Here is a 16,962-nt window from a genome sequence, read left to right as displayed (position 1 = left end):
ACAGAACAAGGCTGTTGTTGGATTTTAAATGAATTTATAGGGTGTTTATTTGGCCAGCTGGTTCTTGTTCCTTAAAGCATAAGCACTTAAAGCAATGCCACCTAAAACCAGAAATGTCGAAATCATTTCTGCCTGCGTAAAAGATAAACCAAAAACATGATATTTTGAATTTACACGGATCAACTCGATACAGAAACGTTCAAGACCATTTAAGATCATGTAAATGCCAAACATTAAACCAGGTGCTTTTATTTTATCCCTAATGCTCCATAGAAAAGCAAAAAGGATTAAACAGATGATAACTTCATAAAGTGGTGTTGGGTATACGCCTTGTGCCAGTTCATTACAAAACTTACCTGTACAGCCTGGAATCGGAATCCCCTCGCCCACCACATTATTTGGGTAGTTGTAAGACCATAACCAATCTGGCAGCCAGGAGAACGGTTTTGGATTTGGATTTACAATGCCCCAGTCGCCATCACCTGCCATGTGGCAGCCAATACGTCCAACTGCGTAAGCTAGCATCATGCCTGGTCCGCCTACATCAAGCATATGTAAAGGCTTAATGCCGTTTTTCTTTGCAATAATCAATACCGCTGCACCACCGCAGATTAAGCCACCATAAAAAGTTAAACCGCTAAAAGATAATAAGCGTTCTATAGGATGTTGAACAAAATCATCCCAGTATTCCAGATTATCGAAAAATTTTGCACCAAGAAATCCCCAAATAGCAGCCCAAACAATCAGGTTACTCATGATCTGATATGGGTGAACAGTTACCTGTGTTTCTTTTGGTTTATCTAACTTATGTTTATTTTTTTCACTATAGTCCCAATAAGCAAACAAACCAGCAAAAAACAAACCACCTATTATATTTCCTTGGGTCGACATCAAAACCGACTGGGCATCGTTTACAAAAAGCTTATAATTTAATAATGCATGAACCAGCTTGTAACCAATGACAAAACCAAAAAGGCCGTTCATAATCAACTCTGATGTAGTAGCCGGTTTACCTAATATGATGGTCTTTTTAATTGGATGAAGTATACCTAGGGCCTCTTTACGCATGAGTTCTTTGGTAAAAGCCCAGTAACCAGCAACAAATGCGAGCGCTACAAAAACACCGAATGTATTAAATGGAAGCGGTAAATTAATACCGAAAAGGTATTCTAAAAAATGCGAAACGGTAGGAAACATAGAAATATTTTGTTGCGAAGATAGGAAAGAAAGAGTAAAGACCAAAGCGGAAAGACCGAAGTTGGAAGGCTAAATCTACAAGAGAAATAATGCATAAACAATAGTATATCTTTTCCATCATTCATTTTTAAATCTTCCTCCTAAAAGATTCTTCACTGCGTTCAGAATGACAGCAAAGAATAGTTAACTGAATACTTTAAACTAAAGAACGCTGCACTGAAGACTTTTGACTGTAAACTGGAGACTATGGACTGAAGATTCCGGACTAACCTAGTGGTACGTGTGAATGGTTTCCAATTCGGCCACCTCTACTTCTCCATCAGCAGTAATTTCTAAAAGCTTAATTGCTTTCAATTCGTTTACCATAACGGGATCGTATTTTGCGCGTACCTTTACATAATTTTTAGTAAAGCCGTGCATATAGCCAGATTTTTGATCAGCCTCAAAAAGTACCTCTCCTTCGGTACCAATTTGCGATTCGTAGAAAGCCCTTCGTTTTTTATCAGATAAGATATGAAGCATTTTACTGCGCTCATTCCGTTCGCTTCCTGCCACAACGCCTTTCATTTCAGCTGCTACTGTTAGCTCACGTTCAGAATAAGTAAATACATGCAAATAAGAAATATCCAACTGGTTTAAAAATTGATAGGTATCCAGGAAATCTTCTTTCGTTTCACCAGGAAATCCTACAATTACATCTACGCCGATGCAACAGTTTGGCATGACCTGTTTAATTTTAGCTACACGCTCTACATACAGATCACTCCGATAGCGACGACGCATTAATCCTAAAATTTTATCAGAACCAGATTGTAAGGGGATATGAAAATGCGGAACAAATCTTTTCGAAGTGGCCACAAATTCTATAATTTCGTTGCTTAATAAATTTGGCTCAATAGATGAAATACGAATTCTTTCAATTCCCTCTACCTCGTCCAATGCTTTCACTAAATCAAAAAACTTGTCCTCCCGCTGCCCGTTTCTAATTCCGAAATCACCAAGATTTACACCGGTTAATACAATTTCTTTAACACCGCTTTCTGCAATCATTTTTGCACGGTTCACTACATTTTCAATAGTATCGCTACGGCTTGCACCTCTCGCCAGCGGAATGGTACAATAGGTACAAGGATAATCACAACCATCCTGTACTTTCAAAAAAGTACGCGTTCTATCGCCTATAGAATAAGAAGCAATAAAATTGTGGTTAACTTTTTCTATACTCTGCTGATGAACAAGTGCTTTTGGCTTTTTGGTCAAATCGTCAATATATTCAACAATTCTGAATTTTTCTGCAGCACCTAAAACCATGTCGACACCTTCTATTTTGGCAATTTCCTGAGGTTTTAACTGGGCATAACAACCTACAATGGTTACAAAGGCATTTGGTGAATATTTTAAAGCTTCTTTAACAACTTTACGGCATTTTTTGTCAGCATGCTCGGTAACGGAGCAGGTATTAATTACATAAACATCAGCCTGATCCTGAAATTCTACAACAGCATAACCAGCATCTGTAAATAACCGACCAATAGTTGAGGTTTCAGAGAAATTGAGTTTACAACCTAATGTATAAAATGCGACCTTTTTCATTGAAGTTGCAAAGATATGAAATTAGATTTGAGTATGGAGATATGGAATTAGAGATTAAATGTAAATTACAGTCTGTTAACAAAGCTACTGGTAGTTTTAAGTCTTAAGTTAATTACAAACTGCGAATTGCACACTGTAAACTATTTCTCCTGCCAGCGATAACTTTCCTGCTCAAAACCAGCCAAGTCCAGCACCCTGCTCACTACCGTTCCCGCAACTTCTTCTGGTGTTTTTGGTAAACTGTAAAATGATGGATTCGCAGGACAAATAATCCCACCGGCTTCAGTAACCGTTTTCATATTGTTAATATGAATTAGACTGAATGGGGTATCTCTTACTACAGCTATTAATTTTCTCCGTTCTTTTAACACCACATCTGCCGCCCTGGAAATTAAATCGTTAGATATCCCATGCGCTACCCTACCAAGAGTGCCCATAGAACAAGGAATGATGATCATTGTATCGTATTTAGCCGATCCTGATGCAAAAGGGGCATTAAAATCATTTTTGTTGTAAAAGGTAAAGTCTTTAAAATGTTCGTAATCCTGATTTCCCAGCTCAAATTGCCAAACTGATTTTGCATTATCGCTCATCACTATGCCAACAGCTTCAACCTGGTCTTTCAATTTTAATAACTGATCAAACAAAACCTTTGCATATATAGCACCACTGGCACCTGTCACCGCAACAATTACTTTCTTTTTCGTCATGCTACAAAAATAGTTTATCTACACTCATTAAAACAAAAAAGGGCCAGAACAATGTTCTGACCCTACATCTACCTATGAAAAACATACCCTCGAAAGGGTAAGAACAAATATATATAATTTTTTAAAAAAATATAAATGAGGGAGATAAAATCACTTAAATAAAATGATTAACCTAAAATTTGATCCCAATGATCTGATAATCAGCAAAATAATTTTAAATAAAATCACTAAAAAACTTTTTGCAAAGTTATAAAGACGTAATTTAGAATAAAATCAAGAGTAATTTTGTAGTATAAATAAGTCCATATAATCAGATAATGTCTAATTATTATCAATTTTTACAATATTCATGACTTTAAATTTACATTTTTTTGAAGTTATCCTAACATCAAAATCATCCGACGCCAAACGGTTTGCGCCATATATACAACTTAACGCTATGAACATTTTAATTCGTAGCGTAGAAAGTTGTAATTTCTTAATACCCATTTGTTAAATGTTTCGTTGACAGCTTCAGTCTATCAAACCATAAGGAATGCACATTTCTTATAAAAATCATATAATTCTTACTATATTGTATTATAAATTAAATACAAAGCAATTGGAATTAGGTGTTTAACGATTATATTTGGGAAAGATCACCTCAGGTTTTATGATAGAATTAGCTTCGCCATTCTTAAAGGCATTATTAAAACATTCTACAAATCCAATAATCATTTTTAAAATAAGGCCGATACTGGTGGTAGTAGAACATAACGATGCTTACCGGGCTTTGATCACACGGATTGGTGGAGAATCAAAATTCTATGATATCGATATGATTCCCAATCTATTACCTGAAGATGAAAAAAATACGTTGATTAAAACAGTTCAAAAAATAAGCGAGCTCGGAACAAAGCAGCGCTTGATTATTCATCCAATTTATTCGAACTCGCCAAATGTAAAATGGGAACTGGAATTCTCGCCGGTGCTACAAAATGATCGCCCGGTTGAATATCTCATTTGTTCATTACAGGAAGTCCCCGTTAGTGAAAATGACATCGACCATATTTTACTTGAACTTTCAGAAAGCGAAACACGCTTTAGGGGCTTTTTTGAGCAGGCGCCATTAGGGATGTGTGTTTTAAAAGGTCCGGAACTTATTACAGAGTATGCAAATGATAACATATTAAAACTTTGGGGTAAAAGTAGAAAAGAAGTTATCGGAATATCTTTAGAAGAAGCAAAGCCGGAATTTCAAACACAAGTACTTGTAAAACGCATAAAAGATATTTTCAAAAATAAACAGCCTTTAACAATTAATGAACTGAAACTCTTCTCGCCAGTTTCAGATGGTTATTTTATCGCTCTTTACGAACCTTTAAAAAATGATAAAAACGAAGTAACCAGAATTCTGGTGATCATTAAAGATATAACAGAGCAGGTAAACTTTAAAAAGGAACTTCTCAAAGCTAAAGACATTCTGAAAATAGCTATGGATGCCTCTGAGATGGGTTCCTGGAATATCGACCTATCACACAAGCAGGTACTTTTATCAGAGCGGGCGCAACAGATCTATGAACTTGAGCATAACAGACTAGATATTGAGGAAGCCAAATCAATGATCTGCCCGGAAGATATGGGGCATCTTACCAGAGGTATAATACGTGCACTACATAACCATAATGCTTTTAACATCGAATACCAAATTAGTTTAAAAGGCAACAATGCACAGCGCAAGTGGATAAGGACTGCAGGTAAGGCCTATTATAATGAAGATGGAAAAGCTGTTTATATAGCTGGCGCCATTTTGGATATCACTGAACACAAACAGGATGAGATAAGGAAAAATGATTTCATTGGGATGGTAAGTCATGAACTTAAAACTCCTCTAACCTCCTTAAGCGCCTATGTGCAACTTTTACAACATAAATTTAAAGAAATAGATAATGTGTTACCTGCGCAGATACTTGATAAGATAAATGTTCAATTGAAAAAGATGTCGTTAATGATTGATGGCTTTCTGAACGTTTCCTTACTGGAATCCGGCAAAATATTATTGAACAAAACGAATTTTAACCTTATTGAACTCATTACTACCATTGCTGAAGAAACCAGAATGGTTTCACCAAGCCATTTTATCCAGCTACTTGGCCCTGAAGAATTAATGGTATATGCCGATATTGAAAAAATTGGAAGCGTGGTGAATAACCTGATTGGCAACGCACTAAAATACTCTAGAAAAGAATCCCTGATTGCAATAAAATGCGAAATCCAAAGAGATTATGCAGTAGTGAGTGTAGAAGATGAAGGCATGGGCATTAGAGAAAATGATATACCCAGGCTTTTTGACCGTTTTTATCGCGTAGAAAGTCCGGACACCAAAACTATTGCAGGCTTTGGCGTGGGACTATATATTTGCGCAGAGGTAATTGAAAGGCATAAAGGAAAAATATGGGTAGAAAGTAAAATAGGAAAAGGCTCTATATTTCATTTCAGTCTACCTATTTAAGTAAGCAATAACCAAAAACCATTCTGACTGTATAATTTAATATCTTAATCTTTATTGATTTAGTTACCCATGAAAATAAATATCTACTAAACTACGTCCTTGCACTTCAATATGGTAACTACTTTTTTGATACATCAAGCATAATTTTTGATCAAATCATAAAATTCTTACTTTTTGGGGATTTTCAGAATGACATTAAAAAGAAGAAGAAAATAAATTAAAAAGGGCTGAAAAATTAATTTCAACCCTTTATCTATTTTTTAGTCAGGCGCTATTTTTGTGATTGCTCGGGCGCTTTCCCGATCAGATCCATAAACTGGTCTAATTTAGGCGTAATGATGATTTGTGTACGTCTATTTTTTGCCTTACCACCTGCGGTTGAGTTATCTGCGATTGGATTAAATTCCCCACGTCCGCCAGCGGTTAAACGCTTAGGATCTACAGCATATTTGTTTTGTAATACCTGTACCACAGATGAGGCACGTAAAGCACTTAGATCCCAGTTATTACGTATATTCGGTTGAGAAATTGGCACGTTATCCGTGTTACCTTCTATCAAAACATCATAAGTGTCGTAATCTTTAATAATCTTGGCAATCTTGCTTAAAGTCTCGCCTGCTTTATCTGATACTTCATAGCTACCAGATTTATATAACATATTATCAGCAAGAGAGATATACACTACACCTTTAAGTACTTGTACATCAACATCACCTAATTCTTCACGGCTTAACGACCGTGTTAAATTGTTAGTCAAGACCATATTAAGGGAATCACTTTTATTTTTGGCGTTTACCAATTGTTTGATGTATTTATTTGAACTATTAATCTCATCAACCAGTTTCGAGATATTTACATTTCCCTGGCTGCTAGAATTTAAACATTTGTTCAACGCTTCCTGTAGTGCTGTTACATTGGCCTTTTCTGATGCAATCTGCTCCTCTAAACTTTTAACCCTGCTGGTGCTTCCGCTAAGTTCACGCTGACTATCCTGATATTTATTGCTGAGTTCCTGATTTCTTTCTCTTAACTTCGCATAAGTATCCTGAAGTTCGGCATATTTCTTATTGCTAACGCAACCTGCGGCAAGCGTCAGGGTAAAGAGCATTATGGGAATTGATTTGTATAATTTCATAATATTACTTTATTTGTTATTACTGCATTAGCAAATTCCTTGCCGTAAAGTTTTAGCTGGCTATGTACTGATGTTAAAAGGTGTTAATTTTTACTGAGTCGAAGCTGGCCAATGCTTTATATGTTCTTAATCCTATGCTGCCTGACTCATATTGATTATCTGTTGCTGAAAGCACAGCCTTAGCGGATCCGTTTATATAAATATCAAACTTAGTACCTTTAGCAGCTATCTTTAAGGTATATATCCTATTCATTTCAACAGGATATTTTTTTGAACTTATTACTGTCCATGTTTGTCCGTTGGCTTTTCCAAATACGATGGTTCCATTGGCTTGATCCAAACCGACATAGTAGCCCTGGTAAGCATCTGGCCCTATAGCAGGTTTAGCTACCCTAAACATTAAACCAGCATCACCTGTAGTATTGATTTTAACATCTGCCTGATAAACAAAATCTTTAAAATCTGTTCCGTTAGCTACATATTTAGATCCATTTATTCCAAAACCACCGGAACCCGGATTTGAAGAAACATTCATTTGACCATCTTTCCAAAACCAACCACCACCATAAAAAACCCAGCTGTTGGCCATTCCACGATCAAAATTTTCGACCAGGGTTTTATTTACCATTTTGGGTTGACCGATAACAGGGAAACAACTTAAACGGATATTTTCAGATCCATACGGTACCAATACAATTTCTTCGGCGTCCTCTGCTGATGCAATTGGGCTATATGGTACATCAAAAGCAGCAATCTTATTGTAATCTAAACCCCATGATGGAATCTTTTTGGCCTGCACCTTTATTTTAAGCGGCGCATCGGCTGCTATAAACGGGTTTTCAGGCATCTCTGATCGAAGTAAACTGGCATTGCTCAAGCCACTCTTACCGATCATTAAACCATAATTCCATGCCGATTGTGGGCGAATTTCGTAATCGGCAAAGCCTGCAACAGTGTGCGTTTTTGTTATCTTGCTTGCTGCCTTAATGTTCAGTGCATAAACAATCGGGCCACGTTCAACACTTATAGAATTGTTTACCTGTTTGCTGGTAACGATCTTCATTGGAAAGTTAAGCTCCAACTGTTCATTATTTTCCCATTTCCGGTTTATGACAAACATCTCTCCGGCTTTTACACCTTTTAACACCACTCCGTTTAAACTAACGCGTGGCTTCACACTCCATGCGGGAATTCTCAAAATTAAGGGAAAAGATGCGGATTCAGCAAGCGCTATTTTTAGTCTGATCTGTTCTTCGAAAGGATAATTGGTCTCTTCGGTAATTTTTATTTTTTTATTTTCGGCAACTATAGTTTCTATCTCCATAGGCCCATAAGTAATTACGGCCAAACCTTTCTCTGGCGTAGCCACAACACTATTTTTTAGATAATAAGGCCAGCCCATATGCATATTATAGCGACAGCAGCCAAAGCCAGAGTATGGGCTGGATAGAATACCGGTAGCATAATCTTGATTAAAGCCATGCTCGCCATAGATACTTTGCACCTGGTTGGGCAATGTGTAATAAGAATGATTTTTAAAATCTCTGCTAAACTGGGCAGGCAATGCGTTAAAAGCCACTTTTTCCAACTGATCGCCAATTTTCACATCATGAATAACCTTGGCAGCCGTTTCTAAACTCTGCATCCACTCTACTACGGTACAGGTTTCTACTCCTTCTATGCTGCTGGTACCCGCCAAAAATTCAGTTCCTGAACCTAAACCTTCCGGCTGACCATGGTCGTGCATAATATGATTAATGCCCTTAGTAAATGCCTGAAGGTTAACAGGAAGATCCTGAAGTTGGGCATAAACCACTGGAAATTTTAAGGCCTGCGCCACATTAACCATATGTTTTGGCTGAAAATCATCACCAAAAAAATAAAATCCATTGTTGGTGTAAATATCAATCCATGGGTAGGCCTGTTGTTTTAACTTTTCTACAAGCTTTAACAGATAATTTTCGCCGGTTTTGTTGTAAAGCCAAATGGCAATTTCCATGTTATCGCCTGCTCTTGCTTTAGCCCACTCGCTTAAAGGATCGGCATCGAGGTGATTTAGCTCATATTTAAAGTATTTGGAGAGGAAAGGGATAACTCTTTTATCATTTGTAGCCTCATAATAACTTTGCAGAGCATACATCATTGGCATACGCGGCCACCAATCTTTCATTTTAGGTGGACCAAATAATCCACTAGCCTGCTGGTTGTTCAGCGTCCAATCAATATACTTTTGTGCTTTCGCTTTTAGCATAGGATCATCTAATGTGTAGGCTAGTGCAACCAGGCCTTTTACGTAATAAGGCACGCGTTCCCAACTGCCGCCCGCTCCGCCTAACCAGTCGGTATCTTTACCCAGATTATCTTTTTCAGGGTACAGCTCTTCGGCCATGCCTGTTGCCCCATCTCTTTGCTGTTCCAGCTGTTTTAGCAACCAGCCCTTGGCTTTGATACTGCCTATAGGCAACTGCGCATAAACCTGATGTTTTAGGGGTATCCTATTAAACTCGGTTAAACTTTGTCCGCGTGCGTATCTAATGGATAAACCAGACAACAGTAGACATAACGGGACTATTATTTTTCTCATAAAATGATTATTGGTTAGATGCTATTAAGGTAAAACTAAGAAATATATCCAATTAATAAAACGATTTAGTAAAAATATCAAAACCGATTGATTAATGGTAACCAAATAAAAAATAACCTGAATAACTTAAACTAGATAAGTCGTTCAGGTTCGTAGAAAAGACAACGTTTAAATCTATTTGTTACCAAAGGTAATGCCCTGCCAACTATCTGTTCTGAATGGTGATGCGGGTAAGCCATCATTACTGATCAAGTTACATACCGGATTGTTTCCCCATGCATAACGAACAGCTACCGGATTTGCCACCTGATCGCTACTGACGATAATCTGATTTCCCTTAATACTTGCTTTTGCCCAGTAAAATTTTTTGTCTGCGCCAGCAATTGCAAAACCAGTTGGCTCCGCCCCATCTGCCGTTTTTAATCCGTTTTGGCTATTGCCAAATGTTAAAACGATCTGCTTTCCTTCAATTTTATTGGATTGATAAATGGGGCCTGAATAATTTATTTTTTGTCCATATGTTTTGGCCAGGGCAATTAAGGCCAGCCTTCTCCCTACCTCCTGTTTGTTCTTAGGATGGATATCTTTTGCTTCGCCAATGTCGATAATAGTCGCCATGCCTGTGTTTGGCAAAGCCAATGCTTTTTGCTGTGCCTCTCTTAATTCAGCCCATGCAGATGCTGATGGCGTTTGATCAACCTGCATGTAATTAGCCAACTGCACAAAATAGAAAGGAAAATCACCTTGCCCCCATTTTTGGCGCCAATCTTTAATCATAGTCGGAAACAAAACACGATATTGGTAAGCTCTGTCAGCGTTTGATTCTCCCTGATACCAGATAGCCCCTTTGATGGAGAATTGTTGATAGGGATAGATCATGGCATTATACAAAACTGTTGGCCTGTTAGGGCCATTTTCTTCGTAGGGCTTTTTCTCGATGTTTTTAAAGTTCAAACCTACTTTATAATTCCATTCGCCAGCCAACAAAATTTTTTCCATTCCATTTGTTAAATTTAAATCATTGGCATTACCGTATAATCCACCGCCGCCCCCACTATCAAATACCCTAACCGTGATGATGTTTTCGCCAACTTTGAGTAAATTAGCTGGGATAGGATAAGTTCTCTCTACATTATACCCGGTAGTTTCGCCAATTTTCACACCATTAATAAAAGTAATATCGTTATCATCAATAGTACCTAAATTAAGTTTCGCACCGTTTGTTTTCCAGTTTTTCGGGATGTTAATCTTTTTTGTAAACCATACCACTCCATCAAAATCTTTAAGTGCTGCTTCCTCCCATAAGGTAGGCAACGTCATACCTTTCCAATTATCTAAAACTGGTAATGCCCAATTCATGGTTCCACTTTGATTACCTGAATCCTTGTCAGTAGTGATTTTCACCCAATTCCTTAACTTATCTTCATAAGAAATTGGTGATGGATTTTTACCCACTTTCTGTATCTGATCAACTGCTGCAGAGAAATCAGCCATCTTTTTTAACGATTCGGCACTTGTCCAGGCTTCTGCAACTGTTCCTCCCCAGGATGTGTGGATCAGTCCAATCGGGATTTTAGTTTTTTCATACACTTCGCGGGCAAAAAAGTATGCAGTTGAGGAAAATCCGGCAATATATTTGGGGCTACACTCCTGCCAGCCGCCATTAGCAACCTTCGCATCAGGAAGTGGAAAATTGCTGGTAACATGTTCTGCCTGCAACAAACGGATATTGGAATAATTGGCTGCGGCAATTTCTTTTTCGCTATTGAGAATTTTGCCCCAACCTGCCAGTGGCATTTCCATGTTCGACTGCCCAGAGCAGATCCATACATCACCGATTAATACATTTTTGAGTACTAATAATTCCCCATCTGAAATGCTGATCGTATACGGACCGCCGTAACCTGGCGTTGCTATTTTCAGTTTCCAATTGCCATTGGCATCGGCAATAGCACCATAATTAATTTTATTCCAGGAAACCGTCACTTTAACTGCTTTACCCGCATCAGCTTTACCCCAAATTGCAGCGTTCGTTTTCTGCTGTAAAACCATATTATTGCCAAAAACCGAAGGCAATGAAATTTTAGCCTGGATAATTGGTGATGCGAAAAGTAATGATGCAAAGAGAAGTATGGTAATTAGCCTATTGGTGCTCATATTTTAGCGTGTTTTTTTGATGATTAGAAAGCGAATGTACGTTTTCTAATATTCAACATCAATATATGTGAACCTCTCCGCCAAAAAATATCATAAAATAGGATAAAATTGATAAAATTTAGTTTGGGTAAGAACATCATTTTACTTATTTTGCGAGCCTAAAAGAACAATGCAGCTTTTATCATATAGTCCTCAGTGTTCGCTCAAATACAAGAATAATGGTTAAGATTTTCATAGGTGGCCTTCCTGACAATATCCAAGAAATGGATTTGGCAATATGGGTTAGCCTTCATGGTAGGGTTGAAACAATTAAGGTCGTTCGTGATCGGGCAACGGGCAAATGTAAAGGTTACGCATTTTTAGAAATTTACAGTCTTCCTGATGCTAAAAACATCGTATCTACCTTGAATGGTGAAACCTTTAAAGGTAATGTCATTACGGTAAAAATATCTGAAGAGGAAAGTGGCGCAAAAACAGCCAAGCCAAAACCCAACCCTAATGCCAACCAAACTTTTAAAAATAAAAGGCCCAGGTTACAACGCTAATCTTTTAACTGTCTGTTATTAAAGTCCCTTAAATAAGGTTTCGACATCCTTTAGTAATTGTTTCCACAGTGATTAAAATTCAGATTTACAGATATGGAAAATTATGCCATTGTAATATTTATTTTAGCTGTAATGATTGGTCTTTCTGCCATCGCAGACCGGATTAAAATCCCCTATCCTATTTTACTGATTATAGCAGGAATTGCAGTAGGTTTTGTGCCATCATTGCCACCAATTGATATTAATCCAGAGATTATATTTCTGATATTTCTACCGCCGTTGCTTTATGATGCCGCGTTTAATATTTCATTTAAAGATTTTAAAACCAATATCAATACCATTTCTACACTTGCCATTTCGCTGGTTTTTATTACCGCAATCGGCATTGCTGTAGTTACCCATTATATGATCCCCGGGATGAGCTGGTCGGTATCTTTTGTATTAGGTGCAATCCTATCCGCTACTGATGCAGTTGCTGCCATGAGTATTACAAAAGGTTTAGGTTTATCTCATAAAACCAATACTATTCTGGAAGGTGAGAGCTTGGTTAATGACGCTTCTGCACTGGTAGCTTATCGTTTTGCCGTCGCTGCAGTAACCGGAACAGCCTTTGTATTTTGGAAAGCATCACTTGAATTTCTGATTTTGATGGCGGGTGGATTTTTAACAGGTCTGGTGATGTCGACAATTTTAGCATTTATTGTTAAGCAGATTCATGATAATAGGCTGGCCACCATTAGCTTTATGTTATTAATGCCCTTTGTTACCTATTTAATTGCTGAACAGTTACATGTTTCGGGCGTTATTGCAGTAGTTATCTTAGGGCTGGGGATATCAAGGTTTAGCAGCAAGGTATTTCCGGAGCAGCTTAAAAATCAATCAAAAAACATCTGGGACATTATTATCTTTTTATTGAATGGGCTAATTTTTATATTAATAGGCTTACAGTTTCCTTACGTATATAAAAATATTAGCGGTTCTGATATTCTGCCTTATATAGGTTATTCGCTGGTGATTACTGTGGTCGCACTGTTATTGCGAATGGCACGTGTTTTCTTGCAGAAATTTAATCTTCAAAAAGCTTTTCAGAAAGGGAAACACCGCATTACGGCTGATGCGCTCCTGGACTTTAAGAATAGCCTGATCATTAGTTGGTCGGGCATGAGAGGTATTGTTTCTTTGGCTATTGCGATTGGGTTACCCGCTACTTTATCGGATGGAAGTGCATTTCCCCAACGAAATGCCATTATATTTATATCAGTAGTGGTTGTACTGTTTACCCTCATCGTACAAGGACTTACTTTACCCTGGTTGGTGAAGAAACTGGCTACGGAAGAGGATAAGTAGTTGGTTATTACTAATGGTAAACAACAATCAGTGCTAAGTAATTTATTAACAAAGGATGCTGAAATAAATCTGATAGCTAGCTATCGGATCAGCATAACGATTGCGAGGAAGAAAACGCATTCCTGAACTGTTCCAGAATCTTTAACTGGCAGTATTTATCGTTAAGGCATTAAGAACATTAATACTAAGGTTAATGGGAATCGTCAATTCTGAACTTCCGCCCGGCCGGTCGGACCGGTGTTTCAGGATCTGTCAACAAGCGCTTTTTTTAAAAAAAAAGGGATAAAATCTAATGATCTTATCCCTTCCTATTTTATAAATTATACCTTACCAATATACACTATAAAGCGCAACCAATAAACCAATAATAATTAAAGCGCCTGTTGCAAAACTGGTAGTCGTTTTAAACATTTTAGCATCAATGGCCAATCCTTTAGCTTCAGCCTTAGCTTTGTTGCTTGCCAAACTGATGATTACCATACCGATGATACAAAATACAAATACAAATCCCATCCGGTCTAAGAATGGAATTTCATAAACTCCATCAGCATTTTTAACAGAAAATCCCATTCCAGATAACCAGGAAAGATCGGTTATTTTAGGTAAAAATTTAAGTAGAATTGACAAACCGAAACCTCCAATAGTTGCAAATAACGCTGCGCCGGAGGTAGCTCTTTTCCAAAAGAATCCCAAAATAAACATGGCAAAAATACCTGGGGACACGAAACCGGTATACTCCTGGATGTATTGAAAACCACCTTTTTTATCGATACCCAAAAATGGAGCAATTATTACCCCAAGTAACATGGCTACACCGATAGAAATTTTACCCGTCATTACCAGGTTTTTCTCTGATGCATCAACATTTAATACCTTTTTATAAATATCTAAAGTAAAAATCGTAGCAATACTATTTGCTTTGCCCGCTAAAGAGGCTACTACCGCGGCGGTTAATGCGGCGAATGAAAGACCTTTCAATCCGGCAGGAAGCAAGTTTAATAATACCGGGTAGGCGCGGTCTGGATTTACAGTCCCATCCTGAAGCATTTCTGTCTGGAAGGCACCATCTTTGTACAACACATAAGCGGCAATACCCGGCAATACTACAATAATAGGCATTAACAGTTTTAAGAAAGCAGCAAAAAGGATCCCCCCACGTGCAGTTTCTAAGTTGGCACCCAATGCACGTTGTGTGATATACTGATTACAGCCCCAATAGTTTAGGTTTACGATCCACATACCACCAATTAATACGCTTAAGCCTGGTAAATCAATATAATTTTCGTTATCAGGTTTTAGGATCATATGGAAATGCTCCGACGCCTTAGTCGTCATCAAGCTGTAACCTTCAAATACACCGCTTGTACCATAATGTGTAGAAACGAGGTTTAATGCCAGATAAGTGGTGGCCAAGCCCCCTAAAATCAGGAAAAACACCTGTATTACATCTGTATAGCCAATTACTTTCATTCCGCCAAGGGTGATAATGATGGCAAAAAGTGCAATGGCATACATACAGAATCTAAGGTCGAAACCAGATATACTGCTTACGGCCAGGGCACCCAGGTAAAGGATAGAAGTTAAGTTCACCACCACATACAGCAATAACCAAAAAACGGCCATAATCATCGCAACGGTGCCATTATAACGCTGATGCAAAAACTGCGGCATGGTGGCTATCTTATTTTTCAAATAAACCGGGATGAAAAATACGGCCACCACCACTAAGGTTAGTGCGCCCATCCACTCGTAAGTGGCAATGGCTAATCCCATTTTAAAGCCTGAACCGCTCATTCCAATAAACTGCTCTGCAGAAATATTAGATGCAATTAATGAGGCGCCAATTGCCCACCAGGTTAAAGAACCTTCTGCAAGAAAATAATCTTTAGAGCCGGTAGATTCTGATTTTTTCTTGTTGTAAATATAAAGTCCGTAAGCAGCTACGATAACGAAGTAAATTGCAAAGACAATATAATCTTTCGTATCTAATAAATTGTTTTTCATGGGTTTATTTTGGTCAGTAGTCCTTTTTGATTATTTAGATTTAATTATATAAACTGGTACCGTTATCAGTTTGAACAGTGTAAGCATCTAGCTTGAGACCAAATTGCAATAAATATTTAGAAGAAAGTTCTTCGATCAAATCGGCAATTTTTTCCTCTTTAACAATATTAATGGTACAGCCTCCAAAACCACCACCCATCATTCGGGCGCCGAGAACATCATCTAAAGGTTTAACCGCATCAACCAAAAAATCCAATTCTTTACAGCTTACTTCATAATCTTTGCTTAAACCTTCATGTGTATCGAACATCAGGTTTCCTAAGCCCTGAAGATTACCATTTTCAAGTTGTTCTGCAGCTGTGAGTAAACGCCCGATTTCTTTAACTACAAAACTGCATTTTGTAAACACTTCTTCATCTTTTGGCTTGACATGTACTTCCAACATGTCAAGATTTACATCGCGCAACGTCGTTACCTTAGGGTAATACTCTTTTACCCAAGCTACCCCCTGCTCACACTGAGCCCTTCTTTTATTGTAAGCCGAGTCGGCAAGCGCATGTTTTACATTGGTATTTAAAAGCAAAAGTTTATACCCATCTAACTTTAATGGGATATAGTTGTGTTTCATTGAGCGGCAGTCGAGCATAATGGCATGATCTTTTTTGCCAAATACGGAGGCAAATTGGTCCATAATTCCACAGTTAACCCCCGCAAATGTCTGTTCTGCCTTTTGCGCAATCAAGGCAATATCTATTTTTGGAACCTCAAGCGAAAAAAGCTGATCAAGTGCAAAGCCTGTGGCACACTCTACAGCTGCCGAGGAAGACAAACCAGCACCTAATGGCACATCGCCGTCAATATAAAAATTAAAACCACCGAGTTGGTAACCTCTTTCTTTTAATTGATCGGCTACGCCTAAAATGTAGTTTGCCCAGCTATTTTCTGATTTCTGCAAGTTATTTACAGATGAAATATCAAATTGCTGGTAACTTTCTGAAAATAAATGAATTTCATCATCTTCTCTTTTTGATATGGCTACATATATCGCTTTATCAATAGCAGCAGGCATCACAAAACCACCATTATAATCGGTATGTTCGCCAATAATATTAATCCTTCCCGGCGAACGAACCAAAATGGGTTCGGCGTCGAAAAGTCTTTTAAACGTACTTTTTAAATCTTGAGCATTCATTATTTAA

General features: G+C 37.8%; 11 protein-coding genes. 3 read left to right on the top strand and 8 right to left on the bottom strand.

Going from position 1 to position 16,962, the window contains the following annotated elements:
* Positions 1 to 45: 45 nt before the first annotated feature.
* From PGN18_RS21495 to PGN18_RS21485, 3 genes are all read right to left on the bottom strand, one after another.
* Positions 46 to 1,197, bottom strand: coding sequence for a prolipoprotein diacylglyceryl transferase (locus PGN18_RS21495; protein ID WP_335321635.1), 1,152 nt, complete (start codon positions 1,195 to 1,197; stop codon positions 46 to 48).
* A gap of 270 nt (positions 1,198 to 1,467) precedes the next feature.
* A complete protein-coding gene (mtaB, locus tag PGN18_RS21490) occupies positions 1,468 to 2,790 on the bottom strand; it encodes a tRNA (N(6)-L-threonylcarbamoyladenosine(37)-C(2))-methylthiotransferase MtaB (RefSeq protein WP_335321634.1) in 1,323 nt (440 codons plus the stop codon).
* 140 nt (positions 2,791 to 2,930) lie between these two features.
* Positions 2,931 to 3,500, bottom strand: a complete 570-nt coding sequence (locus PGN18_RS21485) for a UbiX family flavin prenyltransferase (RefSeq protein ID WP_335321633.1) — start codon at positions 3,498 to 3,500, stop codon at positions 2,931 to 2,933.
* Between the two features lie 628 nt (positions 3,501 to 4,128).
* On the opposite strand from PGN18_RS21485, the gene PGN18_RS21480 reads away from it, so the two are divergent.
* Complete coding sequence (locus tag PGN18_RS21480) at positions 4,129 to 5,991, top strand: PAS domain-containing sensor histidine kinase (RefSeq protein WP_335321632.1); 1,863 nt, start codon at positions 4,129 to 4,131, stop codon at positions 5,989 to 5,991.
* Positions 5,992 to 6,262: 271 nt separating this feature from the next.
* Here PGN18_RS21480 and PGN18_RS21475 read toward each other — a convergent pair whose 3' ends face one another.
* The 3 genes from PGN18_RS21475 to PGN18_RS21465 form a co-directional block, all read right to left on the bottom strand.
* Positions 6,263 to 7,126: an OmpA family protein gene (locus tag PGN18_RS21475; RefSeq protein WP_335321631.1), complete on the bottom strand. Its 864-nt coding sequence runs from the start codon at positions 7,124 to 7,126 to the stop codon at positions 6,263 to 6,265.
* 73 nt (positions 7,127 to 7,199) lie between these two features.
* The gene (locus PGN18_RS21470) at positions 7,200 to 9,710 is read right to left on the bottom strand and encodes a beta-L-arabinofuranosidase domain-containing protein (protein WP_335321630.1); all 2,511 of its coding nucleotides are present in this window, start codon (positions 9,708 to 9,710) and stop codon (positions 7,200 to 7,202) included.
* Between the two features lie 174 nt (positions 9,711 to 9,884).
* The gene (locus PGN18_RS21465; protein ID WP_335321629.1) at positions 9,885 to 11,867 is read right to left on the bottom strand and encodes a sialate O-acetylesterase; all 1,983 of its coding nucleotides are present in this window, start codon (positions 11,865 to 11,867) and stop codon (positions 9,885 to 9,887) included.
* 218 nt (positions 11,868 to 12,085) lie between these two features.
* Between PGN18_RS21465 and PGN18_RS21460 the strand changes: the two genes are divergently transcribed.
* Both PGN18_RS21460 and PGN18_RS21455 read left to right on the top strand, forming a co-directional pair.
* The gene (locus PGN18_RS21460) at positions 12,086 to 12,412 is read left to right on the top strand and encodes an RNA recognition motif domain-containing protein (protein ID WP_335321628.1); all 327 of its coding nucleotides are present in this window, start codon (positions 12,086 to 12,088) and stop codon (positions 12,410 to 12,412) included.
* Positions 12,413 to 12,505: 93 nt separating this feature from the next.
* Positions 12,506 to 13,759 (top strand): Na+/H+ antiporter, encoded by a 1,254-nt coding sequence (locus PGN18_RS21455; protein ID WP_335321627.1) that lies wholly within the window; start codon positions 12,506 to 12,508, stop codon positions 13,757 to 13,759.
* Positions 13,760 to 14,086: 327 nt separating this feature from the next.
* Here PGN18_RS21455 and PGN18_RS21450 read toward each other — a convergent pair whose 3' ends face one another.
* Together PGN18_RS21450 and PGN18_RS21445 are read right to left on the bottom strand one after the other, a co-directional pair.
* Positions 14,087 to 15,763, bottom strand: a complete 1,677-nt coding sequence (locus tag PGN18_RS21450) for a sodium/sugar symporter (RefSeq protein ID WP_335321626.1) — start codon at positions 15,761 to 15,763, stop codon at positions 14,087 to 14,089.
* A 40-nt stretch (positions 15,764 to 15,803) separates the two neighbouring features.
* Positions 15,804 to 16,955: a galactokinase gene (locus tag PGN18_RS21445; protein ID WP_335321625.1), complete on the bottom strand. Its 1,152-nt coding sequence runs from the start codon at positions 16,953 to 16,955 to the stop codon at positions 15,804 to 15,806.
* Between the last annotated feature and the right edge of the window lie 7 nt (positions 16,956 to 16,962).

Origin of the sequence: Pedobacter terrae (assembly GCF_036946585.1) — a bacterium.
Taxonomy (GTDB): Bacteria; Bacteroidota; Bacteroidia; order Sphingobacteriales; family Sphingobacteriaceae; genus Pedobacter; species Pedobacter terrae_C.
The sequence above is the reverse complement of the archived record's forward strand: the minus strand, read 5'-3'. Positions and strand labels throughout refer to the sequence as shown.